The organism is Halorubrum marinum, assembly GCF_048381195.1.
Classification (GTDB): Archaea; Halobacteriota; Halobacteria; order Halobacteriales; family Haloferacaceae; genus Halorubrum.
Map to the genome: position 1 here is coordinate 159,746 of NZ_JBLWMM010000007.1, position 25,286 is coordinate 185,031.

26 protein-coding genes are annotated in these 25,286 nt (G+C 66.5%); 9 read left to right on the forward strand and 17 right to left on the reverse strand.

Features of this window, described 5'->3' with window-relative positions; translation table 11 throughout:
* Positions 1–65: 65 nt before the first annotated feature.
* The 6 genes from ACNSN4_RS14295 to ACNSN4_RS14320 form a co-directional block, all read right to left on the reverse strand.
* Entirely contained in the window at positions 66–1,766 is a 1,701-nt protein-coding gene (locus tag ACNSN4_RS14295; protein ID WP_418286518.1) for a BCCT family transporter, read from the reverse strand.
* A gap of 391 nt (positions 1,767–2,157) precedes the next feature.
* The gene (locus tag ACNSN4_RS14300; RefSeq protein ID WP_418286519.1) at positions 2,158–2,805 is read right to left on the reverse strand and encodes a DUF8102 family protein; all 648 of its coding nucleotides are present in this window, start codon (positions 2,803–2,805) and stop codon (positions 2,158–2,160) included.
* 25 nt (positions 2,806–2,830) lie between these two features.
* Positions 2,831–4,123, reverse strand: coding sequence for an amidohydrolase (locus ACNSN4_RS14305; RefSeq protein ID WP_418286520.1), 1,293 nt, complete (start codon positions 4,121–4,123; stop codon positions 2,831–2,833).
* 140 nt (positions 4,124–4,263) lie between these two features.
* Positions 4,264–5,694, reverse strand: a complete 1,431-nt coding sequence (locus ACNSN4_RS14310) for an aspartate aminotransferase family protein (RefSeq protein ID WP_418286521.1) — start codon at positions 5,692–5,694, stop codon at positions 4,264–4,266.
* A 111-nt stretch (positions 5,695–5,805) separates the two neighbouring features.
* Complete coding sequence (locus ACNSN4_RS14315; RefSeq protein ID WP_418286522.1) at positions 5,806–7,287, reverse strand: sodium:solute symporter family protein; 1,482 nt, start codon at positions 7,285–7,287, stop codon at positions 5,806–5,808.
* A complete protein-coding gene (locus tag ACNSN4_RS14320) occupies positions 7,284–7,550 on the reverse strand; it encodes a DUF3311 domain-containing protein (RefSeq protein WP_418286523.1) in 267 nt (88 codons plus the stop codon). Before ACNSN4_RS14320 ends, ACNSN4_RS14315 begins: the two co-directional genes overlap by 4 nt.
* A 174-nt stretch (positions 7,551–7,724) precedes the next feature.
* On the opposite strand from ACNSN4_RS14320, the gene dnaG reads away from it, so the two are divergent.
* A complete protein-coding gene (gene dnaG / locus ACNSN4_RS14325; RefSeq protein WP_418286836.1) occupies positions 7,725–9,362 on the forward strand; it encodes a DNA primase DnaG in 1,638 nt (545 codons plus the stop codon).
* 36 nt (positions 9,363–9,398) lie between these two features.
* Here dnaG and ACNSN4_RS14330 read toward each other — a convergent pair whose 3' ends face one another.
* On the reverse strand, positions 9,399–10,382 hold the full coding sequence (locus tag ACNSN4_RS14330; RefSeq protein WP_418286524.1) for an A24 family peptidase: 984 nt from the start codon (positions 10,380–10,382) through the stop codon (positions 9,399–9,401).
* 134 nt (positions 10,383–10,516) lie between these two features.
* Here ACNSN4_RS14330 and ACNSN4_RS14335 point away from each other — a divergent pair, with 134 nt between their 5' ends.
* Positions 10,517–11,038, forward strand: a complete 522-nt coding sequence (locus ACNSN4_RS14335; RefSeq protein ID WP_418286525.1) for an HPP family protein — start codon at positions 10,517–10,519, stop codon at positions 11,036–11,038.
* Between the two features lie 28 nt (positions 11,039–11,066).
* On the opposite strand, the gene ACNSN4_RS14340 is transcribed toward ACNSN4_RS14335, so the two are convergent.
* The 3 genes from ACNSN4_RS14340 to gatD are packed head-to-tail and all read right to left on the reverse strand — an operon-like array spanning position 11,067 to position 13,700.
* The gene (locus ACNSN4_RS14340) at positions 11,067–11,279 is read right to left on the reverse strand and encodes a hypothetical protein (RefSeq protein WP_418286526.1); all 213 of its coding nucleotides are present in this window, start codon (positions 11,277–11,279) and stop codon (positions 11,067–11,069) included.
* Positions 11,280–11,319: 40 nt separating this feature from the next.
* Positions 11,320–12,411: a GNAT family N-acetyltransferase gene (locus tag ACNSN4_RS14345; protein WP_418286527.1), complete on the reverse strand. Its 1,092-nt coding sequence runs from the start codon at positions 12,409–12,411 to the stop codon at positions 11,320–11,322.
* Positions 12,408–13,700, reverse strand: a complete 1,293-nt coding sequence (gatD, locus tag ACNSN4_RS14350; RefSeq protein WP_418286528.1) for a Glu-tRNA(Gln) amidotransferase subunit GatD — start codon at positions 13,698–13,700, stop codon at positions 12,408–12,410. Before gatD ends, ACNSN4_RS14345 begins: the two co-directional genes overlap by 4 nt.
* A gap of 183 nt (positions 13,701–13,883) precedes the next feature.
* On the opposite strand from gatD, the gene ACNSN4_RS14355 reads away from it, so the two are divergent.
* The 4 genes from ACNSN4_RS14355 (at position 13,884) to ACNSN4_RS14370 (ending at position 15,819) form a co-directional block, all read left to right on the forward strand.
* Positions 13,884–14,249 (forward strand): Hsp20/alpha crystallin family protein, encoded by a 366-nt coding sequence (locus ACNSN4_RS14355; RefSeq protein WP_418286529.1) that lies wholly within the window; start codon positions 13,884–13,886, stop codon positions 14,247–14,249.
* Between the two features lie 105 nt (positions 14,250–14,354).
* Positions 14,355–14,993: a deoxyribose-phosphate aldolase gene (deoC, locus tag ACNSN4_RS14360; RefSeq protein ID WP_418286530.1), complete on the forward strand. Its 639-nt coding sequence runs from the start codon at positions 14,355–14,357 to the stop codon at positions 14,991–14,993.
* 113 nt (positions 14,994–15,106) lie between these two features.
* Positions 15,107–15,331 (forward strand): hypothetical protein, encoded by a 225-nt coding sequence (locus ACNSN4_RS14365; protein WP_418286531.1) that lies wholly within the window; start codon positions 15,107–15,109, stop codon positions 15,329–15,331.
* 314 nt (positions 15,332–15,645) lie between these two features.
* Positions 15,646–15,819: a DUF1059 domain-containing protein gene (locus tag ACNSN4_RS14370; protein WP_418286532.1), complete on the forward strand. Its 174-nt coding sequence runs from the start codon at positions 15,646–15,648 to the stop codon at positions 15,817–15,819.
* A 272-nt stretch (positions 15,820–16,091) separates the two neighbouring features.
* Here ACNSN4_RS14370 and ACNSN4_RS14375 read toward each other — a convergent pair whose 3' ends face one another.
* Positions 16,092–16,490 (reverse strand): helix-turn-helix domain-containing protein, encoded by a 399-nt coding sequence (locus ACNSN4_RS14375; protein WP_418286533.1) that lies wholly within the window; start codon positions 16,488–16,490, stop codon positions 16,092–16,094.
* 140 nt (positions 16,491–16,630) lie between these two features.
* Positions 16,631–17,497, reverse strand: coding sequence for a universal stress protein (locus ACNSN4_RS14380; protein ID WP_418286534.1), 867 nt, complete (start codon positions 17,495–17,497; stop codon positions 16,631–16,633).
* A gap of 223 nt (positions 17,498–17,720) precedes the next feature.
* Here ACNSN4_RS14380 and ACNSN4_RS14385 point away from each other — a divergent pair, with 223 nt between their 5' ends.
* Positions 17,721–17,885 (forward strand): hypothetical protein, encoded by a 165-nt coding sequence (locus tag ACNSN4_RS14385; protein WP_418286535.1) that lies wholly within the window; start codon positions 17,721–17,723, stop codon positions 17,883–17,885.
* A gap of 62 nt (positions 17,886–17,947) precedes the next feature.
* On the opposite strand, the gene ACNSN4_RS14390 is transcribed toward ACNSN4_RS14385, so the two are convergent.
* Genes ACNSN4_RS14390 through ACNSN4_RS14400 form a run of 3 tightly spaced genes read right to left on the reverse strand, consistent with a single transcriptional unit; the run spans position 17,948 to position 20,591 of the window.
* Positions 17,948–18,781 (reverse strand): ABC transporter ATP-binding protein, encoded by an 834-nt coding sequence (locus ACNSN4_RS14390; RefSeq protein WP_418286536.1) that lies wholly within the window; start codon positions 18,779–18,781, stop codon positions 17,948–17,950.
* The gene (locus ACNSN4_RS14395; protein WP_418286537.1) at positions 18,769–19,572 is read right to left on the reverse strand and encodes an ABC transporter permease; all 804 of its coding nucleotides are present in this window, start codon (positions 19,570–19,572) and stop codon (positions 18,769–18,771) included. The genes ACNSN4_RS14390 and ACNSN4_RS14395 overlap by 13 nt, the downstream gene beginning before the upstream one ends.
* Positions 19,572–20,591 carry an ABC transporter substrate-binding protein gene (locus tag ACNSN4_RS14400; protein WP_418286538.1) on the reverse strand — a complete coding sequence of 340 codons (1,020 nt, stop codon included), beginning with the start codon at positions 20,589–20,591 and terminating at the stop codon, positions 19,572–19,574. The genes ACNSN4_RS14395 and ACNSN4_RS14400 overlap by 1 nt, the downstream gene beginning before the upstream one ends.
* Before the next feature lie 289 nt (positions 20,592–20,880).
* On the opposite strand from ACNSN4_RS14400, the gene ACNSN4_RS14405 reads away from it, so the two are divergent.
* Positions 20,881–21,792, forward strand: coding sequence for a 1,4-dihydroxy-2-naphthoyl-CoA synthase (locus tag ACNSN4_RS14405; protein WP_418286539.1), 912 nt, complete (start codon positions 20,881–20,883; stop codon positions 21,790–21,792).
* A gap of 292 nt (positions 21,793–22,084) precedes the next feature.
* Here the strand turns inward: ACNSN4_RS14405 and ACNSN4_RS14410 are convergent, their stop codons facing one another.
* Positions 22,085–22,555 carry a DUF7282 domain-containing protein gene (locus tag ACNSN4_RS14410; protein WP_418286540.1) on the reverse strand — a complete coding sequence of 157 codons (471 nt, stop codon included), beginning with the start codon at positions 22,553–22,555 and terminating at the stop codon, positions 22,085–22,087.
* 217 nt (positions 22,556–22,772) lie between these two features.
* Entirely contained in the window at positions 22,773–23,162 is a 390-nt protein-coding gene (locus ACNSN4_RS14415) for a DUF5830 family protein (RefSeq protein WP_418286541.1), read from the reverse strand.
* A gap of 805 nt (positions 23,163–23,967) precedes the next feature.
* On the opposite strand from ACNSN4_RS14415, the gene ACNSN4_RS14420 reads away from it, so the two are divergent.
* Positions 23,968–25,251 (forward strand): tRNA pseudouridine(54/55) synthase Pus10, encoded by a 1,284-nt coding sequence (locus ACNSN4_RS14420; RefSeq protein ID WP_418286542.1) that lies wholly within the window; start codon positions 23,968–23,970, stop codon positions 25,249–25,251.
* The last annotated feature ends 35 nt before the right edge of the window (positions 25,252–25,286 follow it).

The following is a 25,286-nucleotide window of genomic DNA, read 5'->3' on the forward strand; positions in this document are numbered from 1 at the left end:
CAGTTTATGTGTACGTTATACATTAAACTTGGTGAAACTGCTACCAGAGCGGAACGCGCGGGCCGCTAGTCGTCGTCGTCCGATCCGGCTGAGTCGATCGGCCCGGCCCGGGAGTCGGTGTCACGGGACCGCCCGTACAGCACGGTCTCCTGCTGGAAGAGTACCTGATCGTAGTTCATGCCGAAGTCCTTGATCAGCGACAGCATCGCGAGGAAGCAGACGAAAGCGAACGGCGTACCGGTGATGATCGCCGCCTGCTGGAGCGTGTTCGCGCTGCCGCTGCCGCCGAGGATCATCAGAATCGCCGCGGTCAGCCCGAGGACGACGCCCCAGAAGATCCGGTTGATGTTCGACGGCTTGGCCTTCCCGCCCGTGGTCATCATCGAGACGGCCAGCGTCGAGGAGTCCGCCGACGTGACGAAGAACGTCGTCACGAGGATCAGGAACGCGTAGATCAGCACGGAACCGATCGGGAGCGTCATCGACGCTCCCGCGAGGTTCAACGAAACGTTCAGCGCCTCGAAGAGAATGAATCCGGACACCTCCGCCCCGGCCTCGCCGGAAATCACCGCGCCGAAGTCGGCGATGCCGTTGTGTTGCGCCCAGACCGCGGTGCCGCCGACGAACGTGAACCACGGAATGGTGGCTCCGGAGGTCGCGACGATCCCCGTGAACGCGACCTCGCGGACGGTCCGTCCCTTGGAGATCCGAGCGATGAACAGCCCCGCGAACGGCGACCACGAGAGCGCCCACGCCCAGTAGAACACCGTCCACGCGTTTATCCAGCCGGTCGCGCTCGCGTCGCCCCCTCCCATCGGCCCGGCGCCGGTGAAGAGGCTCATCGAGACGAAGTCGGCGACCATCCCGCCGAACGCCTGCGTGCCGAGCAGCACGAGGAACAGCGTCGGTCCCACGACGAACGTCACGAGCATGAGCGCGACGAACAGAATCATGTTGAAGTTCGAGAGCCGACGGATCCCCTTGTTGACCCCGAGCACCATCGACGTCGTGAACAGCAGAGTCATCATGGTGACGACGAGCAAGATGCCGAGATTACCCATGCTGATCCCCCACTGGTAGTCGAGGCCGGTGACGAACTGACTCCCGATGAAGCCGAGCGACGTGGCGACGCCACCGATCGTCGCGAAGACGGCGAGAATGTCGACGACCTTCGCGAGCGGGCCGTCGAGGTTGTCGGCGCCGATGATCGGCGTGAGCGCCGAGGAGACGCGTAGCGGGACGTTCTCGTAGTTGTACGCGAAGTAACCGATAGCGATACCCATGATCGTGAACACCGCGAGCTGCGGCAGCGCCCAATGGAACAGCGTCTGCTGGACGGCGACCGTCATCGCCCCGGCCGTGCCCCCTTCGACGCCGCTGAACAGCGGTGAGGGGTTGTTGTAGTAGAACAGCGCCTCGGTCGGGCCCCAGAACACGACGCCCGCCGCGAATCCCGCGGAGTACAGCATCGCGAAAAAGGAGAGGAAGCTGTACTCCGGGGGTTCGTCGCCGAGTTTGATTCTCCCCCACGGCCCCACGATCAGGAAGAGGAGGAACAGCACGATCAGGAAGACGATCAACAGCAACGCCCAGTTGAACGCGCCGAGCAGCTGGTCATTCAGCGACGAGATCCCGTTCTCGACGGTCGACGGACTGACGAAGAACGCGGCGATCACGCCCACGGTCAGCAGGGCGCCGAACGCGAAGACGATGGGATCGATCTCCTCGCGGAACTCCTCTATCATGCCCGATCCGGAGCCGCTCATCGGGAGACACCCCCGTACCGGCGACGACTACTCGGTCCACGGTGCCTCCGCCCGTCGGGTACCATGCCACGAATTGGCATGCACAGTGCATCGAAATTATACACAATAAGTGTTTCTCAACTTGCACTACTCTATACATATTATGTATATTGTATAGATGATCAACGAAATCTGTATCCGAGAGACGATCGAACGATATCGAGGCGGACAGCCGCAATACACTGGACAGTCAGGAAAAAACAGCCCACTTGACCCGGAAATCCGGTTAGATCGCCCCATCGTTCCGGACGGCGCCGGGCCAGCAATCCCTTCCGAAGAGGGGGTCGGTCGCGAGCGGCGTCTCGCGGGTATTCGATACCGGGGGCGACGGTCGCAGCCCGTCGGGTGTCAGTTAGTTCGTCAGCTCTTCGAGCGTGCGCTCGTGAGAGGTGGCGCTCTCCGTCAACTTCTCGCCGAACTCGTCGACGCGGTCTTTGATCTCCTCGCCGGCGTCTTCCGGCGAGAACGAGTCCGACATCGTCAGCAGGCGGACGAACGCGCGGAGCTCCTCGTCGGTGAGCTCCGCGAAGTCGTCGTTTTCGAGCTTCCCGACGACCTCGTCGACGTCGATCTGGCCGACCGGTTCGACGTTGAAATCCACGTTGACCATACGGTAATTCGAGCCGGCGAGCTGCTGTTCCGCCTTGCCGACGCCCTCCGAGAGCATGTCCTTGAACGGGGTGTGATACCCCATCGTGCCGAGGTGGAGGAACGCGAGCATGTCGGTAATTCCCTGCGTGTACGCCTCGCGGTCCTCGTCGTCCGGGTCGAACACCGTCTCCCGGTCGCGCTCTTCGAGGCACTCGAAGAGGATGCTGAAATCGAGGATCGCGTTCCTGACGCGGCGTCGAATTCGGTTCCGCTTCTGCTTTTTCGAGTGATCGGTGTAGTCGGTCTTCCGGCCGAGGAGGAAGTCGCGGTCCGAAGGGGTGAGGATACCGCGCGGACGCTCGGCGTCTGCCGCCATTTCGAGCGCCGGTGGCAGCTCGTCCTGTGTCATGGTTTAAACACGGTGAGTTACCGAATTAACGCTTGGGGTCACGCCGCTGTGACGCGACGCTGGTGACGACCGCGGTCAACAGCTCGACGGCCGTGTCGAGCGACCGCTCGTCGATGTCGAACGTCGGCGTGTAGTGAGCGGTCGGGTGATCCGTCCCGACGACGAGACAGACGGCCCGTCCGCCGCGGTCGTGAACGCGGTCCATCAGGAACGTCACGTCCTCGCTCACGCCGAGCGACGCCTCCGGACACACCGTTTCGACCGACGGAATCCGACGGGCGACGTCGCCGACGACCGTCGCGAGCGCTGGGTCGCCGTCGACGCGAATCGATTCGCTGATCCGACGGATCACGACCCCGCAGTCGTGAAGCTCCGCAGCCGCGTACACCACCCGCTCCAGTTCGGTTCGCACGTACTCCATCAACGACGTCGTCTCGCCGCGGACCTCGCCGTCGATCGTGACCTCTTCGGCGATCACGTTGCTCGCGCTCCCGCCCTCCACGCGCCCGAAGTTCACGCGCGTCATCCCCTCGCTGTGACGCGGAATGCCGTAGGCGTTCTGTACCGCCGTCGTCATCGCCTGCATCGCGTTCGTGCCGCCGCTCGGCTCCGTTCCGGCGTGTGCGCTGGCTCCCTCGAACGTGGCGTTGATGTGTGCCATCGCGAGCGGACGGGTCGCGTTCGCCACGACCGTTCCGGTCGGGTGACCGAGTCCGAGCTGTAACGCGAACAGGTAGTCGACGTCGTCGACGTATCCCCCCTCGGTAAGCGGCTTGCCGCCCCCGGCGACCTCCTCGGCCGGTTGGAAGAAGAGCTTGAACGTCCCGCTGAAATCGCTCGCCTTCACGGCTTCGAGCACGCCAAGCGCGATCGCGATATGCGCGTCGTGGCCGCAGGCGTGCATGTACCCCTCGCACTCGGAACGGAACCCCTCGGCGGCCGGGCGGTGGCCCACCGCCGACGACTCCTCGATCGAGACGCCATCGATCTCGACGCGGAGACCCACCGTCGGCCCGTCGCCGGTCTCGACCGCGGCGACCGCACCGGTGTGACCGTCGGCAGTCAGTTCGATCACGTGCTGAGGCACGCCCGCGATGACCGCGCGGTCGCGCCACTCGGTTATCGTCTCGGTCGACGGCACGGCCATTCGGTGGTCCGTAGAGAGCGCCTCTTGGCCGACCGCGATCTCATCGACGCCTATCTGATCCAGCTCTGCGGCTATCCGTGCGGTCGTACGGAACTCGCACCACGCCGGCTCCGGGTGCCGGTGGAACGCACGGCGGAGGGCGGGGAGTCGGTTCCGCACGTCGTGTGGCATCGTCTCTGACCCGGTATGCGGTCAGGGTATTTAACATGTCTACTCGGCAACGCCGCTCGGCGCAGGCAGCCTCAGACCGCTCCGTATCGACCGCCGCATCCCGCTCAACTCTGGCCGCCTGCCGAGCCGGACGCGTCCGGCTACTGCGTCGCCGTCGTTTCGACCGCGATGTGATCCACCGCGTCGGCGATAACGTCCAGCGCGGTGTCGGCGAGGTCGCGGGTCACCACCAGCGGCGGAAGCAACCGGAGGACGTTTCCGTGGCGACCGGCCGTCCAGACGAGGACCCCGTGCTCGAAGCAGTACCGTTGGATCGCCTCGACCGCGTCGCCGTCCGGGTCGCCGTCGGCGTCGACGAACTCCACGCCGATGAAGAGGCCCCGACCGCGCACGTCTCCGAGCCGGTCGTTGTCCGCGGCGATCGTCCGGAGGCGGTCACGGATGTGCTCGCCGAGGTCGCGGGCGTGTGCGAGCAGGTCGTGTGCCTGGATGTACTCGATCGCTCGTGTTCCCGCGCGCATCGCGACGACGTGACCGCGGTAGGTGCCGGCGTGCCCGCCGGCGTCCCACGTGTCGAGGTCCTCGTGGTAAATCGTCGCCGACAGCGGGAAGCCGACGCCCCCGAGCGCCTTCGCCGTCGTCATGATGTCCGGCGTGACGCCGTCCCACTCGCCGGCCCACCACTGCCCGGAGCGGCCCAACCCGCTCTGGATCTCGTCGAATATCAACGGGATGTCGTTCTCGGTGGCGATCTCGCGGAGCCCTTTCAAAAAGCCCTCCGGCGGGACGATGACGCCGCCTTCGCCCTGAATCGGCTCGACGAAGATACCGGCCGGGTTCGCCAGTCCGCCGTACGGGTCCTCGATGATCTCTTGGACCTCCTTGAGTGCGCGGGCACACGACGGCGCGCCGCAGCAGTCGGCCGCGGAGCGGGGGCACACGGAGGCCGCGTCGCCGGACTCCGCCCGGTCGATGAACGGCGACGGGTACTTCGCGTGGACGACGTCGGGGATGAGGGGAGTGTAGTCGTCTTTGAACCCCTTGTTCGAGGTGAGTGCCATCGCGCCGGAGGTCGCGCCGTGGTAGCTGCCGCGGAAGGCGACGAGTCCGTCGCCGCCGGTGTTGTACTTCGCGAGCTTGATCGCCGCCTCGATCGCATCACTACCGGTCGGGCCGCCGAACACGACGCGGTTCTCGCCGCGAAGCCCCGGCGGAGCGATCTCGTCGAGCGTCTCGATGAGTTCGATCCGCGCCTCGGTCGGGAAGTCGATCGTGTGGACGAGCTTCTCGGTCTGCTCGCGGACCGCTTCGAGCACGTACGGGTTCGAGTGACCGACGTTCAACACGCCGATCCCGGCGAACATGTCGATGTAGGTGTTGCCGTCGGCGTCGCGGATCGTCGCCCCCTTCCCCTCCTCGAACGCGACGGGGATGTCCTTCGGGTACGCGACCGCGCTGCTGTCGATCCGTTCCTGCGTCTCCAAGAGCTCACGGCTTCGCGGGCCCGGCACCGAACCGACGTCCGGGGCGTCGTCGAAGTGGAGTTCCTCGATCGGTGGTCCTGCGGTCATGGATCCACCCACGGGAAACGCCATTAAATAGATTATCCACGATTACCACCAACACCGTATACAAAATCTGGTTTCATCTTACCCATCTCGCCGGATCTGTCCGACGACGAGTCAGTCGCTCGCGACCACGAACCGCGAGGCGTCGCTTTCGGCGGTCGGCGCGGTCAGCAGCGACACGCCGATCGTCAGGACCGCGGAGAGAACCATCAGGCCGAGCGCGACGTCCCAGCCGCCGCCGACGGTGCGAGGCAGCGTCGGTCCGGGCGCGACCGCCGACAACACCACCGCGAGGTACGCGACCTGTGGGACGAGCACGCCGGCGATCATCCCGGTTCGGGTCGTCCGCTCCCAGTAGAGCGCGCAGATCACGGGGAGCGCGAGCAGCGCGAACCCCGAAAACGCCGTGTCACCCACCTCGATCAGCGTCCCGGGCCGGAACAGGCTCGCGACGAACGCGGCGAGCGCGAAGGCGGCGACGCCGATCCGCGCGATCCACGCCTCGCGTCGCTCGGACGCGTCCGCGTTGATCACGGGTCGATACACGTCTCGGGTGAAGTACGACGAGCCGGAGAGGAGCATCGAGTCCGACGAGGACATCATCGCGGCCATCGCGCCGGCGATCACGAGCGCGGCGAACCAGGCGGGCGTGTACTCGCTTAACACGACGGGGAGGACGTTCGCGCCCTCGGGCACGTCGATCGGCATCCCGACCGCCCACGCGCCGAGCATGAACGCGGGGACGAAAAGCAGGAGGACGAGCACGGGCCACAGCGTGAACGACCGCTTCAACACGGCGCCCGACTCGGCGACGAAAAAGCGCTGGTTGATCTGCGGGAACATGGTCACGCCGAACGCGATGGTGATCGCCGTCGAGATGATGAATCCGGGCGAGTAGAGGCCGCCGCCGAAGCTACCGAACTCGGGCCGGGCGTCGAGCATCGCGCCGGTCGCCGCGCCGAGGCCGCCGACCGCCGACAGCACCCAGAGCGCGGCGACCCACACGATGGAGAGCATGAACAGGCCCTGTATCGTGTCGGTCCACGCCACGCCGCGCATCCCGGCGAGCACGACGTAGAGGATCATGAAGGCGGTGACCAACGCCGCGCCGCCCCAGTACGGGACCACGCCGTCCGTGAGCCCCACGAGCGCCTCACCGGCGCCCATCTGTTGTAACATTACGTACGGGAACAGCCACAGGAGGCTCACGCCCGCGACGAGCGCGCGGAGGCCGACCGAGCCGAACCGGTCGCCGAGCATCTCGCCCAGCGTCACGTAGCCGTGCCGGTCCCCGATCAGCCACTGTTTGTAGCCGATGACGTACCACAACACCGCGAACAGCACCCCGTCGAGGGTGCCCATCACGACGAGCCACTCCGGTCCGGCCGCGTACGCGAGGTTCGGTCCGCCGAAGAACGTGAACGCCGACAGCAACGTCGCGAAGGTCGTGAACAGCAAGACGAGCGTCCCGATCGACCGGCTCGCGAGATAGTAGTCCTCGGCGGTGGTCTCCGAGACGCGATACGCGATCAGCCCGACGGCCAGCGCGAGGAACAGGTACCCCACGACGATTCCGAGCGAGAGCGCGAGCGTCACGGCCGGTCACCTCTCGCCGACGCCGTGTCCGACCCCGCGGACGCCGCGTCTCGCCGAATCCCCATCCCGCGCTCCCACGCGCCGTTTCGAACGAACCGCGAGAACAGGACCGTACACAGGCAGAGCCACGCGATATGCCACCAGATCCACACCGGGAGTCCGGCGACGACGCGGTCGACACCCCACAGCGGCCACGGGACCGCGAACGCGACGAGGACGGCGAATATCGGTATCCACACGAGATCTCTCCGTGATCGGCTCATGTGCGATAACAGTGGACTCACGCAAATAAATTCTATTGATCAAATTCAATATTACCTATTGTAGAAAAATTCTCTTCAGAGACCGTCGACGGAGGCGCGTGCGATAACTATTTTCGGGAACGAACACAACGATACATGGGCGGCATCAGCCGCCGACACATCACACTCACTATCATGAAAGACACGGAAAAATACCTGATACACGCCACCATCGCGGCCGACGGCGTCGTCGAGCGGAGCGACGTCGTCGGCGCGGTGTTCGGGCAGACCGAGGGGCTCCTCGGCGACGAGCTCGATTTACGCGACCTCCAGGAGTCGTCGCGGGTCGGGCGGATCGACGTGGGCGTCGAGTCGGAGAACGGCCAGTCGTTCGGCGAGGTCACCGTCGCGTCGAGTCTCGACAAGGTCGAGACGGCCATTCTCGCGGCCGCTCTCGAAACGATCGACCGCATCGGTCCCTGCCACGCCTCGGTGGAGGTGACGAGCATCGAGGACGTGCGGGCGGCGAAGCGCCGCGAGGTCGTCGAGCGGGCCAAGGAACTGATCGCGGGCGGATTCGAGGAGACGCGCCTCGCGAGCGACGACATCCTCGACGAGGTTCGCGAGGCCGCCCGCATCGAAGGGATCGTCGAGTACGAGGGGCTTCCGGCGGGCCCCCGCGTCGGCGACTCCGACGCCGTCATCGTCGTCGAGGGGCGGGCTGACGTGCTCACGCTGCTGGAATGCGGTATCAAGAACGCGGTCGCTGTCGAGGGGACCAACGTGCCCGACGCGATCGCGGAGCTCACCGCCGAGCGAACCGTGACGGCCTTCCTCGACGGAGACCGCGGCGGCGAGTTGATCCTCCGCGAACTGGCGCAGGTCGGCGACGTCGACTACGTCGCGTTCGCCCCGCCCGGCGAGTCCGTCGAAGACCTCGACCGAAAGGCGGTCTTCGAGGCACTTCGCGGGAAAGTCCCGTACAGCAGCCTCGCCGAGGAGACGAACCTTCGCGAGGCAGCCGGCGAACGGTCCGGCCGCGACGGAGTTCACGGCGGGTCCGCGACCGCTTCGCCCAGAGCGGACGCGTCCGATGCGGCGAGTCCCTCGGCCAACGACGTCTCGGACGGCTCGGCCAACGACGTCTCGGACGGCTCGGCCAACGACGTCTCGGACGGCCCGTCCAACGACGCATCGACCGCCACGGCCGACGCGCCCAGCGGTACAAGTGAGGGCGACCTCGTCGCGGCCGTCGAGAACGGAGATGCCGCTTCCGACGCCGACCCCGTCGAGAGGAGGGGGGCGGTCGACGGAGACGCCGAGACCGAACACGGGTCGATGGACGGTCAGGCCGAAACGAGCAGCACAGGCGAGGCGGACGCGGCCACCGACGCGACGGAGCCGGCATCGGAGTCGGCTGCCGACCCAGGGACGGAGGACGGGTCGGAAGCGGAGGCCGTTTCGGAGGCGGAAGGCCGGGCGGAGGGAGAAGGGGCGTCAGAGTCGGAAGACGTACCGGCGGACGACGAGCCGCGCTCTATCGAGGAGCACGTCCAGGAGGTCGTCGACGCCGAGAGCGACCTCGCGCGTCTCCTCGGTGACGACTTCGGCGTCCTCTCGGAAGTCGCCGCGGCCGACGCGTTCGACGCGGTCGAAGGGGCCGAAATCGCCCCGCACACAGTCGTCGTCGACGGGCGGATCGATCAGCGCCTCCTCGACGTGGCGGCCCAGCGCGGGGTGAGCGAGCTGCTCGGTCGAGACGTAGGGACGTTCGTCAAGCGACCGGTCGGTACCCGCGTCCTCGCGGTCGGCGATCTCCGCACCGGTAGCTGAACCCCTCGACTCTCCGGATTTTCACCGTGAAAACAGTTACACCAGTCCGATCGCGCCGAGCAGTGCGAACAGGACATCACCGTAGGTGAGCGAGACGACCAGTCCGATAGCCATCGGGACGACGAACGGCATGCCCGGCGAGACCAGCACGCGATCCGCCCGGGTGACGACGTCGAGCCCGCCGCGGAGCGTCTCGGCGTCAGTACCGTACGCGCCGTGGTCGATTTCGGTGAGGAAGCGCTCCGCGGCCCACGGGTCGTCCGTCTGAGAGCCGCCGTCCGTCCGCTGTCCACCGTCCGTCCGCGGACCGACGTGCGTCCCGCCGTCCGTGGGAGCGAACGTCTCGTCGACGCTGTCGGGATCGCGGAAGCGTTTGGCGTCTCCGCGCACGTCCGCGAGCGTGAGCCCGCGCCAGCGGAGGTACATCCGGAGCGCGTCGAGGTCGAGTCCGTTTCTCGTGGTCCCCTCGTCGTCCTCGAACAGCCGCCCGTGGCGGTCCGGCAGCGAGTCGGTCGCGACCGGGCGCGCGAGGAACATCGCCGTCGAACGGTCCCCCCGAGCGAGGTTGAGCGCGGCGAGCCCCACCGGATAGGCGAGCCCCAGAAGCACCGTGTTCGTGAGGACCGTCAGCGAGAACACGCCGATCTGGGTCTCGACGAGCGGGAGCGTCGCGCCGGCGATCTCGTACGCTGGAAACGTCGGGAACAGGATCGCGAGCGCGATCAGCGCCTTCGCGTCCGCGCCGCCGAACGCGCCGAGATACCAGAACGCGTAACCGAGCGGCGCGACGAACAGCAGGCTGATCGCCGCCTGCACGAGGAACAGTCGGCCCTCGAAGCCGCCGAGGGTTCCGGTCGACCACAGCCGGACCGTCTCCCATACCAGCAACAGCGCCCCGAACGCGTACAGGGGCGGCCACAGTCCGTTCGGGAGGCGTCGGGTCCGAACGTCCCGCAGCGCCGCCCACGCGAACACGGGGACGACGAGCAAACGGAGGAGGTCCGGCAGCGTCGCGAACATGTCTCCACCGGCGGCACCCGCGTAATTAGGCGTTCGGGTTCGGCTATCGCGATCGATACTCGACGGGGGCGTCGAGCCGAGTTGCGGCCGCGAAAGCGCCGACGCTTTGTGCCCCCGACGCGGACGCCGACGTGATGCGCCGCCGCGTCGGAACGAGTCTCTACGCCGGGTTCCTCTTTGTCGTCCTCGGCGCGATCGCGTGGGCCACCGGCCAGCCGTTCGTCTTCCCGAGCCTCGGTCCGACCGCGTTTCTGCTCGCGTTCGACCGGCGACTCGACCGTTCGCGCGCTGCGAAGATCGTCGTCGCTCACGTCATCGGCGTCGCGGCGGGGCTCGCGGCCTGGTCGCTGGTCGCGGCTGGTGTCTCGTTGACCGCGACGCCGCCGGCGTTCTCTCCGGAGGGATTCCGGTTGGCGGCGAGCGCGACCGTCTCGGTGATGGCGACGACGTGGGCGATGATCGCGACGGACACGGTCCATGCGCCCGCCTGCGCGACGACCCTCATCGTCTCGCTCGGCCTGTTGTCGACGACGCTACAGACGGCGGTTATCGTCGGCGGCGTCATCGTCCTCGTGGGGGTCCACGCGCTCGTGATCCGAGCGTTCAAACGACTCGTCGGTGACGCGCATCCAGCGTATCGAGCCGACAAGGATTGACTTCCTTCCGCGTCTGAAGACGCGGGAATCACCGCGCCGGTCCCACGTCGCGGTGGAGGTACATGTACAGCAACACGGGGACGATGGCGAACAGGAGCGTCGCGACGGCCCAGACGATCGCGTACCGACTCCCGCGCGCCCTCGCGTCGCGGTAGATCCACACCGCGACGGCGAGGACGATCCCGTAGATAACCAGGGTGAGCGGGAGCGACCACGGCAGGCTGATGCCGGACAGCGACATACCAACGGGTTCGGTCGAACGGTGTTTGAGCGCTTCGTTTTTAAACGCCCTCGCCGGTGAGGTCCGCGCTCATCACGAAGTCGGGCTCCGCGGCGACCGACACGCGGTTCGCGCCCGTGTCGCTCACGTGTTCGACCGTTTCCGGGATCAGCACGCGCGCGGCGTCGGCGTCGGCGGCGGCGGCGTCCGCCGCGATCGACTGATAAAGGGCACCGGCCGCGTCGACGTCGCGCCACGCCGCGACGCCGTACACCGCGACGCGCTCGGGGCCGTCGTCGCCCGGTCGCTCGGAGACGCGCGTCCTGACGGCGAACCCGGCGACGGGACCGTGTCCGTCCCCGCGATCCCCGCTCGTTTCCGCCACCGCGAGCAGTCGGTCCTCGTCCCCGGCGGTTCGGAGTCGATCGCGAGTGAGCGTCGAGCAGGCCCACGACTCGCCGTCGTCGAGCGCGAGCCCGCGGAGGTGATCGCGGGCGCCGCTGTCGCTCCAAAACGCCCACGCCGCGTTCGGGTCGGGATCCGCGAGCGGGCGGATCGGCCCCGCGGCGGCCCCACTCTCCGTCGGGTCTGGCTCCGGCTCCGCGAACCGGAACTCCGTCGCCGGCTCGAACCCCACGGCGCGCGACTGCCCGAGCCCCATGACGTTCCACGAGAACACCATGTTCCGGCAGACGGTCGCTCCCCGTTCGCGAGCCCAGTCCAGCGCGGCGGTCGAGAGCGCGGTGCCGACGCCGAACCCGCGGGCGGCGGGGTCGACGCGGATCCCCTGTGCCCACGCCTCCCACTCGGAGAGGAGAGCGCCCTGCACGCAGCCGACGACCGCCTCCGGCTCGCCCGGGTCGGCCGCGCCCGCCCCGTCGCCCCCGACGAGCGTGTCGCCGTCTTCTCGCTCGTCCAGCCCGTCGACGTCGACCGCCTCGGGCGGTAGCGTGGCGACGAAGGTGCCGCGGTCGGGGTCGTCTGACGCGGCCCACTCGGGGAACACGCGCGGGATGTAGTCGGCGTGTCGGTCGCCCCACGTGTCCCGCGTGAACGCGGCGACCGCGTCGGCGTCGGCTGGGCGGGCTGCGCGGACCACGACGGCGGACGCATCGGGGGAGTTCGAATCGGCTCCGTCGGCGTCCTCCGTCATCGCCAGGGCTGCGACTCCTCGGTCAGCTCGCCGGCGAGGTCGCGACGCATGGCGTCTGCGGCGTCGCCCGTGTTCGCCAGCGCCCACATCAGCTTCACCTTCGCCGTGCCGGGGAGGGTGTCGCCCGCCTCCACGACGCCCGCGTCCAGCAGGTCCCGGCCGGTGTCGTACACGCGGTCGCAGACGCGGCCGGCGAGACACTGGCTCGTCATCGCGACGACGGTCCCGTCGTCCACCAGCTCCTCGATCCGCGGGATGAGGTCGGTGTGGACGTGACCGAGGCCGGTCCCCTCGATCACGACGCCCGACTTCTCGTCGAGGTAGTCCCACGCCGCCGGATCCATGCCGGGCGTGAACTTCACCAGCTCCACGTCGGCGGCGAGGTCGGGCGCGAGTTCCGAGTCGGCGTCGTCTGCGCCACGCGGGATCGGCTCGCGATTCCACGCGATCGCCGCGTCCGCGGCGTCGCCGTCGGCGCCGGCTTCCGCGGCGGCCTCGTAGTCGATGACCCCGAGGGGCTGCGCGCCCACCGTCTCGAAGGCGTCGCGCCGCGAGGTGTGGTTCTTCCGGACGCGGGTGCCGCGGTGAAGCGCGCAGGCGTCGTCGGACTGGGTGGCGTGCATGCAGACGAGCGTCTCCGCGTGGTCGGCCTTCGCGGCCTCGACGGCGCAGACCGCGTTCATCACGTTGTCCGAGGAGGGTCGGTCCGCGGAGCGCTGGCTCCCGGTGAACACGACGGGGACCGGCGCGTCGAGCATGAAGGAGAGCGCGGAGGCGGAGTACTGCATCGTGTCGGTGCCGTGCATGACAACGACGCCGTCGGCTCCGGCGGCGATCTCCTCGTCGACGGCCTCGGCGAGCTCTCGCCAGATCGGCGGCTCCATGTTCTCCGAGAGGATGTTGGCGACGACGCGCCCTCGGTAGTTCGCCCGCCCCGCCAAATCGGGAACGGCCCGCAACACGTCCTCGGCGTCGAACTGCGCGGTGACCGCGCCGGTGCGGTAGTCGACGGTGGAGGCGATCGTTCCGCCGGTCGAGATGAGCGAGATGGTCGGCAGGTCGTCGTCGAAGGTGATCTCCGAGGCCTCGCCGCCGCCGGCGTCGGACCCCTCGTCGACGTCGCGGGCGCCCGATTCGAGCACTTCCACGTCGGCTTCCTCGCGGTCGATACCGACGTTGTACCCGCCCTCGAGCTTGACGACGAGGTGGTCGTGAGTCGTCGAGGGGAGCAGTACGCCCTCGTTCGTGACGTCTCCGCGGTCGACGCGGACGCGATCTCCCGGTTGCATACCACCCGCTTCCCCTGCGGCGGACTTGAATCCAACCGTTCGGCGGCGCGAGCCGTACTCACCGATCCGGCCCGCGCGGACGGACTGCACCGAGAGACGATTGTATTGTGAACAAATCGCACGATTCACAAGATTTATTTTGAACCGCTACCATACTCTCTCACGCGTTCGAGGTGGTCAGCAATGCCCCTACCGACGCCAGCCAGTTCATGGACGCAAGGTCTCGACTTCCCGAGCCGACTGTTCGAATCCGGTAGCAGCGACTACGAACTGTACGAGGAGGACGACGAGTTCGTCCTCACCGTGGAGCTTCCCGGGTTCGACCCCGAGGAGATCACGGCTTCGTGGGACGCCGGCGTCCTCAACATCGCCGGCGAACACGAGGACGAGCGCCGCGGCACGCGTCGGACGTATCACCGGCGGTTCCGCTTCCCGAAGACCGTCGACGAGGACGGTATCGAAGCGAACTACCGGAACGGTATCCTGACCGTTCGGCTCCCCGTCGTCGACGCCGCGGTGAGCGGCACGGAGATCGAGATCGTGAGCTAACCCCACAGCGCCCTCGGGGTTCGACTCCGGAACTCCGATCCGCCCGTTTGCGTGTGTCGCGTGCGAGCCAGTACGTCTTTTAAACACCGGACCCACGGTCGGCGTATGGAACGCGACGAGTTCGCCGCCAGCATCGATCACACCGTACTCGGCCCGGAGACGACGTGGGACGACGTGACGACCGTCCTCGACGAGGCCGCCGAGTACGGAATGAACGCCTGTATCCCGCCCTGCTACGTCGACGAGGCGTCCGCGTACGCGGACGCGCCGGAGACGATCGCGACGGTCGTCGGATTCCCGCACGGCCAGCACGCGCCGGCCGTGAAACGGGAAGAGGCCGTCGGCGCGTGGGAGGACGGCGCCGACGAGATCGACCTCGTGATCAACGTCGGCCGACTGAAGACCGGCGAGGAAGACGCTGTCACGGCCGAGATCGCTAACGTCGTCGCGGCGGTCCCGATCCCGGTGAAGGTGATCATCGAGACCGCGCTCCTGACAGACGCGGAGAAGCGGCGCGCCTGTGAGGCCGCCGTCGACGCCGACGCCGACATGGTGAAGACCTCGACCGGCTTCGCCGACGGCGGTGCGACCGTCCCCGATGTCGAACTCATGAGCGAGTACCTCCCCGTGAAGGCCTCGGGTGGCGTCGGGTCCTACGAGGAGGCGATGGCGATGATCGAGGCCGGTGCGGCACGGATCGGCGCCTCATCGGGTGTCGCCATCGTCGACGGGTATCCCGAGTGAGCGGCGTCTCGGCGCTGTCCCGTGTTGTTCGAGAGTCCACGGCGCCGCCTCCCGTTCCCTCTGCGTGAGAATTCCGTCCGGTACATTTGTAGGTCCCAACCGTACTGAGAGCTATGAGCCACGGAGCACGATCTCCCCGCGTAGACCTCGACGCTGTATTCAAGGCCTTCGGTGCGGTCGGTATCCTCATCTCCGTCGCGCTGATCGTCGGCGTGCTCGCGCTGACCGACCCGTTCGGCGAGTACGTAGTGACCTCGCCGGCCGTGCTCGGAAGCCTGTTGTCGGGAGCGCTTCTCGTCGCCGTCGGCTATGCGACCTACGCGCTGCGTCGTCGCTGAGCCTATCGGCGGGCGTGTGGCGCCGGGACAACACCATGTGGAAGCGGATCCTTCGACTCCCGAATCACGAGGCTCGGCCACGGTTCCGACGGCGTCGCGGTCCCCGTGCTCGGGGAAACACCGGTGGTGAAAACCGAACTCTTCGACGGGCGACGTCTCCTCCAATCGGTGACTCCAGTCAGCGTCTGCACGGGCGTCAGTCGCTGCCGGACCGTCACAACGTGAACAGGCGGCAGCAACCACCGGTCTGTCACTAGTTAGCTATCTACCGTATTAGCTCGTATCGGTCCCCGCCGAAAGGCAACTGAACGACAATGGCGCAAGCACACAAACTCGACTGCGAATCGGCGGCAGCCGATTGCCGGTTCATTATCCAGTCGGAGGACGAGACCGAAGCGATCGAACTGGCGAGGAAACACATGAATGACGTTCACGGAAAGGAGTACACGGACGACGAACTCCGGGCGGAACACCTACAGGTAGTTTGATACTTCGCCACGTCAAAGTGCGAAGATTCCTCCGCGTTCACGCGGAGGAAGATATCCATCTGTGCTGAACCTACCGTGTCTCTCGTGCGACGTTCTCGCCATCCATCGAGTGATTCGACGGGCTGATCGGCACGTGAATCCCCCCGTCTCGCACGATCGAGACGAAATGTATCACTCGTAGAATACCTCACTCGTAGAATACCTCACTCGTAGAAATTCGGAGAGCCAGAGAGAATCGACGTCGCCGTCGGCGGGTCGCCGGCGCGCTCGGCTCAGCTCGACGCCTGTACCGAATCGGCCTGCTCGTACTTCTCTTCGAACTCCTGAATGAGCTGGCCCATCTTCGCGTACCAGTCGTTGAGCATCCGCTGCATCTCGTCAGTGATCTTCTCGGGATCGGTCGGCGAGTACACGTGATAGTAGCCGCCCTGATCGTAGTTGATCTGTTCTTTGGTGATGAACCCGGTCTGGAGCAGCCGCTGGACCGATCGGTACGCCGTCGACCGCTCGCGGTCGACCGCCTCGGCGACGGCGTCGATCGTCATCGGCTCGTCGCTCTCGACGAGCACGGAGAAACACTCTCGATCGAGCGGTTTGAGCCCGTGGAAACACTCTAACAACCCCTCACATTCGATATCCCGCTGAAGCTGTTCCGATAGCGAGTCTGGCATGATGTTGTCAACACGTACGACGCGTACTGATAAAAGACTTGTGTGTAGATAACACAATCACGTGCGAAGCTGCTAACACTGCGGGAACGGGACCCAGCCGCGTCGGCTTCCGGAGTACGCCGGCCCGGGCGCTCCCCGCGTCACGCCGACCGCGGCGGCGGGACGAGAAAGACGTTCCCCGTCGACCGCGCGACGATGTCTTCGGAGACGCTACCGAGGAGGAGCCGCCGGAGCCGGCTGCGACCGCGAGAGCCGAGCAGCAGCGTGCTGGGATCGTGTTCGTCCTCCGCGGCGAGGATCTCGTCCGCGGGGTCGCCGCGTCGTACATCGATACGGGCGTCGAGGCCCCACTCGTCGAGGCGTTCAACGAGACCGTGGAGCCGCGTTTCGGGATCGTCGCCGTCGCTCGTGTCGTCTTTCGGCGATTCGACGTGGACCAACGTGACCTCCTCGGTCGCGTGTCGAAGGTACTCGAACGACTGGAACGCGCGCTCGGCGTTCTCGGAGAAGTCGGTCGCGAACAGCGTCCGTTTAAACAGGTGCCGGCGAATCGTGTCGGGATCGTCGACTCCGCGCTCGATGCGATCGACGAGCAGCGGGACGACCGTCGTCCGCGCGAGGTTGCGCGCGGTCGACCCGATCACGCGGTTCTCCAGCGGGCTCTTCCCGCGCGAACCGACCATCACCAGGTCGGCACCGACGGAGCCCGCGATTCCGTTAATCCGGCGGTGCGGCGTCCCGCGGACGACGTGGGTCTCGACAGCGAACCCCGCGTCTTCGACGATCGATCGGTAGCGACGGAGCGCCTTCTTCCGACGCTTTTCGAATCCCATCCCCGGCATCCCGGAGTGGACGTTCGACGGGACGACCGTCACGATGTGGATCCGATCGACGCCGATCCGGCCGAGGCAGTCCAGCCCGGTCTCCGACTTGATCATCGACTCGCTCGCCGTCGAGAGGTCAGTCGCGATCACCGCCGATTTCCCGGTCATCGGCGTGTCCTCCATCGAATCGCCCTCCGGTACTCATCGATATTTTCCATACTATACAATACTGCCGCGCACTTCATAAAACGATCGGTCGGTACGAACGGGATCGGGGCGTCGGTCGTCCCTCGCCTCTGATAAACCGGTGTGCAAGGCGTGTGCGGTGCGTCTGGGAGCGTGGGCACGCAGGTGAAGAGCAGGGAGAACACCGAAATATAACCGACTGGGAACCGAACGCGGAGCCATGAGCGACGACGCACTCAGACCGGCCGTCGAACGGTTCCTCGACGGCACCGAATCGGCACTAGACGACTACGATCAGGGGTATGCGGACGCCGACGCGACGCTGTCGCTGGTGCGTACGCATATCGACGAACTGGCGGCGGCCGCCGAGGAGGGAGACGAATAGCGAGCGACTGCGGATCCGGACGTGAGAGTCGAGCCGTTGACCGAACCACGGCCGCGCGCCGATCACGGCCGCGCGCCGATCAGCTCGCGGACGCGGGCCACGTGTTCGCCGAACGCCGGGTCGCCGCGCTCCCGCGGGCGGTCGACGCCGACGTCGACGACCTCCGCCACGCGACCCGGCTCGGCGGCCATCACGACGATCCGGTCGGCGAGCGTTACGGCTTCGGCGACGTCGTGGGTGACGAACAGAACGGTCTTTCCCGTCGACTGCCAGACCTCGAGCAGCTCGCGCTGAAGCATCTCCCGGGTCTGTGCGTCGACCGCGCCGAACGGCTCGTCCATGAGGAGGAGCCGGGGATCGACCGCGAGCGCTCGCGCGATGGCGACGCGCTGTTTCATCCCGCCGGAGAGCGACTTCGGATATGAGTCGCGGAACTCGGCGAGCCCGACGAGATCGAGCATCTCGTCGATCCGGCGCCCCCGTTCCGACTCGGCGATGCCGACTCGTTCGAGGCCGAAGCTGACGTTCTCCTCGACCGTGAGCCACGGGAAGAGGTGGTACTCCTGGAAGACGACGCCCATGTCCGTCGTGGGGCCGGTAACGGGAGCGTCGCCGAGCAGCACCCGTCCGTCCGTCGCCTCGATGAGTCCGGCGATGATCCGGAACAACGTGGTCTTCCCGCATCCCGACGGACCGACGAGACAGACGAACTCCCCCGCCTCGACCTCGAACGAGACGTCGTCGAGCGCGCGGACGGCGTCGCCGTCGCCCGCGTACGTCTTGCCGACGCCGTCGACGAGGACCCCGTCAGCGTCCGCGGCGGCGTCACCGCCGCGGCGGTCGTCGCTCGGCCGCTCTGCGTCCTCTCGCATCGGCTCCCCGTTCACGCTCGCCACACTAACACCCTCCGTTGGACCGCGCGGAACGCCACGTCGACGACGAGGTACATCAGGCTCAACACGAGGATGTACGCGATCACCTTGTCGACGAGGAGGTTGTTGCTCGCGCGCAGGATCTCTCGACCGACGCCCGGAACCCCGAAGATCTCGGACGCGACGACGAGCATCCAACACCGACCGAGCCCGGTGCGGATCCCGGTCAGGATACCCGGTAGCGAGGCCGGGAGCACGATGGACCGAACCATGTCGAGATCGCTCCGAACGCCGAGCGTCCGACCGACGTCGAGCAGGTCGTTCGAGACGCCCTCGACCGCACCGTACGCGGCGTAAAAGTTGATCCAGAACGCGCCGACGGCGATGATGAACGCCGCGCCGGCGTGGTTGATCCCGAACCACGCGATCGCGAACCCGATCAGCGCGAGCGGCGGGACCGGCCGAAGCGTCCGGACGAGCGGCGCGGTCACGTCGTCGAGGAGTCCGCTCCACGAGAACGCGACGCCGGCACCGACGCCCAGTGCGGTACCGACGACGGTACCGGGGATCCAGTGCCGGACGCTGGAGCCCAGCGCCGCGGTCATCGTGCCGGAAGCGAACTCGGCGCGGAACGTCGTCGCGACCGCGACCGGCGACGGCAGCACGTACACCGGCTGCGTGAGCGAGACCGCGTGCCAGACGACGAGGAAGCCGGCGATTCCGGCGACGCCGCGCAGGAGGCGGCGCGGATCGTCGAGGCCGAGGCCGGTCCACAGCTCGTTCTCGTCGAATGTGCTACCGGTGTCCGTTGCCATCAGAGCGAGTCGTAGATGTCGAGATCGAATATCTGGTCGTTAGTGAGCTGTTCGCTTATCTGGTCGTTGTCTGCGGCGAACTCGGAGAACACCTGGGTCGCGTCGGTGATCTCGTTGGGGTCGGTGATGAAGTTCGACAGCGGGGAGTCGAGCGCCTTGCGGGCGCGGTCGGCCGGCATACCGATTCCGGACTCCACGTGTTGGGCGGTCGCGTCCGGGTTCTCGTCGATGAACTCCGTGGCACGGACGTGCTCTTCGAGGAACTGCGCGGCGAGCGGCGAGCCGCGGACCTCGTCGCTCATCAGGGTGACCGCCGCGGGCTGACCGGGGAGGATCTCCGCGGCCGTCCGGAGCATCGTGACCGACGAGCCCTCCTCGGCGGCGATGGTCGGCACCGGCTCCATGATCGAGGTGCCGTCGATCTCGCCGTTGGCGATCGCCTGCCACACCGCGCTCGCTCCGTTGATCTCGATGACCTCGACGTCTTCGCCCGGGACGACCCCGATCTCCTGCAACCAGAAGCGGAGGAGCACGTCCGGGACGCTCCCCTGCGGAAAGGTGCCGAAGCGGAACGGTTCGCCGTGGTCGTCCTCCCACGTCGTGAACGCCTCGGCGCCGTGCTCCTCGAAGTCGGCGTGGATCGACTCGTCGGCCATGATCCCCATCGGTTCGCGGATGTTCGCGGCCGTCACCCGCGCGGGGATCTCCCGGTCGATGACGATCATCGCCGGGACGACACCGAACATGGCGACGTCGATGTCGCCGCCGCCGAACGCCTGCACGATCGCCGGGCCGTCGGTGAACTCCTGTCCGATGACCTCGGCGTCGATGTCTGCGAAGTACCCCTCGCCCTCCATGACGTACCACTGGAGGTCGGGATAGATCGGCATGTGCGCGACCGTCAGTTCATCGAGACCGTCGTCGTCCCCGCCGAGACAGCCGGCGAGGCCGAGCGTCGCCGCGCCGCCCGCCGCCGCGAGAAACGACCGCCGCGATGCTGACGAACTCCGTTTGTACATACGACAACGACGGGTTCAGCGGGCAACACCCTCGCGCCACCAGCAACTGACGCGCATTCCGGTGACGAGAAGAGACCGGTATTCGCCAACGGTATCGGGGCATACCGGCTCATATACGCCACGTTACGAGACTCAACTCCGTCCGTGGTACGCGCAATACTTGCGGGAGTTTGGGTACCCCGATCGCGTCGACGCTCTCACTTGACGGCCGTCGGGCGAGGTCGATGTCTCGACCGTCACGCGCCGTCGACCCGCCGTCGTTTATGAGGAAGCCCGCAAACAGTCGGATATGGTCTCGGAGATTTTCGACCCCGGCGCGTGGGAGGAAGTGACGGACGAGTTCGACGACATCACGTACCACCGCGGCGTCGACGTACCGGTCGTCCGGATCGCGTTCGACCGTCCCGAGGTGCGCAACGCGTTCCGGCCCGGCACGGTCGACGAGCTGTACGCCGCCTTAGATCACGCCCGGAAACAGGCGGACGTCGGCTGCGTGCTCCTCACCGGCAACGGTCCCTCGGAGAAGGACGGCGGCTGGGCGTTCTGCTCGGGCGGCGACCAGTCGGTCCGGGGCGGCTCCGGCTACGAGTACCGCGACGACGACGAAGCGGGCGAGGAGGACGACCCGCTCGTTAAGGAGGCCCGGGCGGGTCGACTCCACATCTTAGAGGTCCAGCGACTGATTCGGTTCATGCCGAAGCCCGTCGTCGCGGTCGTCCCCGGCTGGGCGGTCGGCGGCGGTCACTCGCTGCACGTCGTCTGCGACCTGACGCTCGCCAGCGACGAGCACGCGAAGTTCCTCCAGACGGACCCGGACGTCGCCTCCTTCGACGGCGGGTTCGGATCCGCGTATCTCGCGAAACAGGTCGGGCAGAAAAAGGCCCGTGAGGTGTTCTTCCGCGGGAAGACGTACTCGGCCGAGGAGGCAGCGGAGATGGGAATGGTGAACGAAGCCGTCCCGCACGAGGAGTTGGAGGCGGCGGCGATCGAGTGGGCCGACGAGATGACGAAGAAGTCGCCGACCGCGATGCGGATGTTGAAGTACGCCTTTAATATGACCGACGACGGGATGGTCGGCCAGCAGGTGTTCGCCGGGGAGGCGACTCGATTGGCGTACATGACGGAGGAGGCGCAGGAGGGACGCGACGCCTTCTTGGAGAAGCGCGAGCCCGCGTTCCGCGACTACCCGTGGCACTACTGAGAGGGAGTACGGGTCTCGGTGAAACCCAGCGCTGGCGAGAGGTTTCAGCAGCCGTGCTGAATACCGCGCGCGACTCTTGTAGATCACTCTCCAGAATGTCTTCGATCCCCTCGGGCAGGGAGACTTTCCGCTACGACGTGCATTTTCGTGACGGGTACTCTTCCGGCGGTTGCCAATTCTTTTGGTATCCACCGTGCTTAACGGAGGAACCGAGTGTGCGCTGCCATCGAACCCCTTCGGACTGGGCCTGGAGTTGGACCTGAACGAACCCGGTGGAAACGCATCGCTGGCGCTATCGGGACTGGCCAGGAGAGATAAACTTGACGTCGGCTCTCTCGCGGACCTCCGGTGGGCATTCCTTTTCGTCATCCCCGTCTACCCTGTGGATCATCACAACCAGTTTCTCGGTTCCCGGCTCCTCAGGAGCATTCGTCAGAGGTACTTTCACCCCTCCATAGTGGCCGGAGTCGAGGACTTCGGTTTCGCCGTAGACCTCGTGCTTATCCGGACAACCCGACTCCGACATGCCTTCCATGTCGTGTGTGTCGTGCACCATAACGAAGCCGCGCTCGGGCAGGTCCGCGCGGGCGACGAGCACGCTCGGCTCTTTGACATTCAGGCGGCGCGTCTGTCTGTTGAACTCGATGCGGAATTCGTCCGGATCGCGACTGGCGTTCGCTGTTCCGGTCCCGATAGCAAGCGCGACACTAGTCCCTCCCACGGTTTTCAGTAGTTGTCGACGTCGAATTGGGTTCTCTAACATGGTATCTCTCCACAAGACGATGCGCGAGTATTGTAATCCAGATGACCTATAGTTTGTGCACGACTCGACTTCATCGCTTCATGTAGAACAGAGTTCATCTCATATGAGAATCAGGTGTGCATGCTGATTACAGCCTCTTTATTTAGCAAACAGTTCCCATCACGTTTCATATATTTCAATAGGGACTACTTTCGACACTCCCGAGAGGTTCGACCCGCTAGTCGGAGTCGTCGCTCTCGCGGCCGGTCACCTTCCGGATACACGAGGAACCGAACGGGCCGAGCTCTCCCGCATCCAGTTGCACGAAGTGTCCGGTCGATATCGACGCACCGCATCGGCGACAGTCGAACTCGCCCGAGCGCTGAACGACCTGTTGGTCGTAGTTCACGTAGGTGCCGCCGCGCCGGATCCGAAGCCGGGCGTTCTCCCGCTCGACGATTCCCCGCTTCTCGGCGGTGTCGAGGATCTCCCGCGTGAGCGACGGGCTCGTCGTCACCGTCTCGATCCGGTCGACCGCCTCGGACAGCGACAGCTCCTCGTGTTCGAGGTGTGCGAGGAGCTCGACGCCGAGTTCGATCCGCTCCGCCCGCGTCGCCGACTCGTTCACGCTCGCCGAAACGACGGGCGTCCTCTTAAGTCGGGCGGGCGACGGCGGGGCGTGATACGCGTAACGCGTCTGTTGAACTGCCGTTCTCGTCTGGGCTAGCCGATCGTCGAACGGTGCTTCTTGATCGACCACGGGAGTGGGTATATCGGGTTAATCGGGTGGTTGTTTATAAGTGATCGACTGGTGTTGCTGTCGAGTATTTATACGAGGTCGATGATTCTGCGGTGATCACTTCCAAAGCCCCAGTCGCGAGGACGACGCACGCTCGCTGCGGTCCTCAGTCGCTCGTTGCACTCCCTCCCTGCGGTCCTTACGTCGTCATCAGAACGCTCTGCGTTCTGATTGGCTCACGAGAGCTCTGCGCTCGTGAACGCCTGCATCGTCCTCGCGGCAGGGCGAGAGCAGAGCTCTCGCTTGAAACCGGCGCGTGGCGCCGGTGACTGCCCCTTTGAGTCCCACCCCGCAGCGCCCCGCACAGCAGCCTCACACCTCCCCAGCCTCGTCGCCGCCGGCCTCGCTACGCTCGGCCGCCGCCGACTCCCTCGCGCCGTCGGTGAGCGGCCGGTCGGCCGCTCACCGGGGCGCGCCACCGCACACCTGTTTATAAACGATCGTCGCCGTCGCTCACGATCATTTAAAAGCCGTATCGCAACCACCGATTCGCATCACCTACTCCCGCTGTCGATAGCCGCCGATTAGAACCGATCGCGACCGGGTATGAGCGCATTTGCGATACGGTTTCCACAGGTCCAGGGCCACGCCGAGATGTAGTAAGACAGTTACCACGGGGAACGCTGGGAACCGTATGGACGTACTGGAGGTCGCGGCGCGGGCGACCGAGACGGGACCGGTGTGTGACGCCTGCCTCGGGCGGCTCGTCGCCGACCGGAGCTTCGGGCTGTCGAACGCCGACCGCGGCTCCGCGCTCCGCACCGCGCTCGCCCTGCGCGACGACGCGGACTACGAACCGGTCGAGACCGACGCCTGCTGGGTCTGTGAGGGGTACTGCGCCGCGTTCGACGACTGGGCCGAGCGCGCCGCCGAGGCGGTCGAGGACGTCGAGTTCGCCACGTACAACGTCGGCACCCGCCCGCCGCCGCTCGTCGAGGAGAACGAGGCCCTGCTCCGCGAGGACGTCGGGCTCGACGACGACGCCGGCGAGCCGTTCAAATCGGAGTTCAACCGCGAGGTCGGCAAGCGGTTCGGACGGCTCACCGACACCGAGGTCTCGTTCGACCGACCGGACGTGCAGTTCACGATCGACCTCGACGCGGACGAACTGGACACGAAGGTCAACTCGACGTTCGTGTACGGGAGATACCGGAAGTTGGAGCGCGATATCCCCCAGACCGAGTGGCCCTGCCGCGAGTGCAAGGGCTCGGGTCGACAGGGGCCCGACCCGTGTGACCACTGCGGCGGCTCGGGCTACCTCTACGACGACAGCGTCGAGGAGTACACCGCTCCCATCGTCGAGGACGTGATGGACGGCACGGAGGCGACCTTCCACGGCGCGGGCCGCGAGGACGTCGACGCGCTCATGCTCGGCACGGGTCGTCCGTTCGTGATCGAGATCGAAGAACCCCGCCGCCGCCGGGTCGACGTCGAACGACTGCAGGCCGACATCAACGCCTTCGCCGACGGGGCCGTCGAGGTCGAGGGGCTCCGGCTCGCCCGCTACGACATGGTCGCCCGCGTCAAGGAGCTAGAGGCGACGAAACGCTACCGCGCCGAGGTCGCGTTCGACGCCGACGTCGACGCCGACGCCCTCGCGGACGCAGTTGGCGAACTGGAGGGGGCGACGATCGAGCAGTACACCCCGAACCGCGTGGACCACCGGCGCGCGAGTATCACCCGCGAGCGCGACGTGTACGAGGCGAGCGCCGAGCGCGTCGACGCGCGCCACGCGACCGTCGAGATCCACGGAGCCGGCGGGCTCTACATCAAGGAGCTGATCTCCGGCGACGAGGGGCGAACCGACCCGAGCCTCGCCGGACTGCTCGGCGTCGGTGCAGCGGTCACGGCGCTCGACGTCGTCGCGGTCGAGGGCGACGACGAACCGTTCGAGAAAGACGAGTTCTTCAGGGACTGACGGGCCGCCAGTCTTTTTAAAATCGGCCGTTCGAT

Excerpts from the sequence above, each read along its gene's own strand:
- ACNSN4_RS14295 (WP_418286518.1), bottom strand. The coding sequence starts at position 1,766 with ATGAGCGGCTCCGGATCGGGCATGATAGAGGAGTTCCGCGAGGAGATC.
- ACNSN4_RS14300 (WP_418286519.1), bottom strand. The coding sequence starts at position 2,805 with ATGACACAGGACGAGCTGCCACCGGCGCTCGAAATGGCGGCAGACGCC.
- ACNSN4_RS14305 (WP_418286520.1), bottom strand. The coding sequence starts at position 4,123 with ATGCCACACGACGTGCGGAACCGACTCCCCGCCCTCCGCCGTGCGTTC.
- ACNSN4_RS14310 (WP_418286521.1), bottom strand. The coding sequence starts at position 5,694 with ATGACCGCAGGACCACCGATCGAGGAACTCCACTTCGACGACGCCCCG.
- ACNSN4_RS14320 (WP_418286523.1), bottom strand. The coding sequence starts at position 7,550 with ATGAGCCGATCACGGAGAGATCTCGTGTGGATACCGATATTCGCCGTC.
- dnaG (WP_418286836.1), top strand. The coding sequence starts at position 7,725 with ATGAAAGACACGGAAAAATACCTGATACACGCCACCATCGCGGCCGAC.
- ACNSN4_RS14330 (WP_418286524.1), bottom strand. The coding sequence starts at position 10,382 with ATGTTCGCGACGCTGCCGGACCTCCTCCGTTTGCTCGTCGTCCCCGTG.
- ACNSN4_RS14335 (WP_418286525.1), top strand. The coding sequence starts at position 10,517 with ATGCGCCGCCGCGTCGGAACGAGTCTCTACGCCGGGTTCCTCTTTGTC.
- ACNSN4_RS14340 (WP_418286526.1), bottom strand. The coding sequence starts at position 11,279 with ATGTCGCTGTCCGGCATCAGCCTGCCGTGGTCGCTCCCGCTCACCCTG.
- ACNSN4_RS14345 (WP_418286527.1), bottom strand. The coding sequence starts at position 12,411 with ATGACGGAGGACGCCGACGGAGCCGATTCGAACTCCCCCGATGCGTCC.
- gatD (WP_418286528.1), bottom strand. The coding sequence starts at position 13,700 with ATGCAACCGGGAGATCGCGTCCGCGTCGACCGCGGAGACGTCACGAAC.
- ACNSN4_RS14355 (WP_418286529.1), top strand. The coding sequence starts at position 13,884 with ATGCCCCTACCGACGCCAGCCAGTTCATGGACGCAAGGTCTCGACTTC.
- deoC (WP_418286530.1), top strand. The coding sequence starts at position 14,355 with ATGGAACGCGACGAGTTCGCCGCCAGCATCGATCACACCGTACTCGGC.
- ACNSN4_RS14365 (WP_418286531.1), top strand. The coding sequence starts at position 15,107 with ATGAGCCACGGAGCACGATCTCCCCGCGTAGACCTCGACGCTGTATTC.
- ACNSN4_RS14370 (WP_418286532.1), top strand. The coding sequence starts at position 15,646 with ATGGCGCAAGCACACAAACTCGACTGCGAATCGGCGGCAGCCGATTGC.
- ACNSN4_RS14375 (WP_418286533.1), bottom strand. The coding sequence starts at position 16,490 with ATGCCAGACTCGCTATCGGAACAGCTTCAGCGGGATATCGAATGTGAG.
- ACNSN4_RS14380 (WP_418286534.1), bottom strand. The coding sequence starts at position 17,497 with ATGGAGGACACGCCGATGACCGGGAAATCGGCGGTGATCGCGACTGAC.
- ACNSN4_RS14385 (WP_418286535.1), top strand. The coding sequence starts at position 17,721 with ATGAGCGACGACGCACTCAGACCGGCCGTCGAACGGTTCCTCGACGGC.
- ACNSN4_RS14395 (WP_418286537.1), bottom strand. The coding sequence starts at position 19,572 with ATGGCAACGGACACCGGTAGCACATTCGACGAGAACGAGCTGTGGACC.
- ACNSN4_RS14400 (WP_418286538.1), bottom strand. The coding sequence starts at position 20,591 with ATGTACAAACGGAGTTCGTCAGCATCGCGGCGGTCGTTTCTCGCGGCG.
- ACNSN4_RS14405 (WP_418286539.1), top strand. The coding sequence starts at position 20,881 with ATGGTCTCGGAGATTTTCGACCCCGGCGCGTGGGAGGAAGTGACGGAC.
- ACNSN4_RS14410 (WP_418286540.1), bottom strand. The coding sequence starts at position 22,555 with ATGTTAGAGAACCCAATTCGACGTCGACAACTACTGAAAACCGTGGGA.
- ACNSN4_RS14420 (WP_418286542.1), top strand. The coding sequence starts at position 23,968 with ATGGACGTACTGGAGGTCGCGGCGCGGGCGACCGAGACGGGACCGGTG.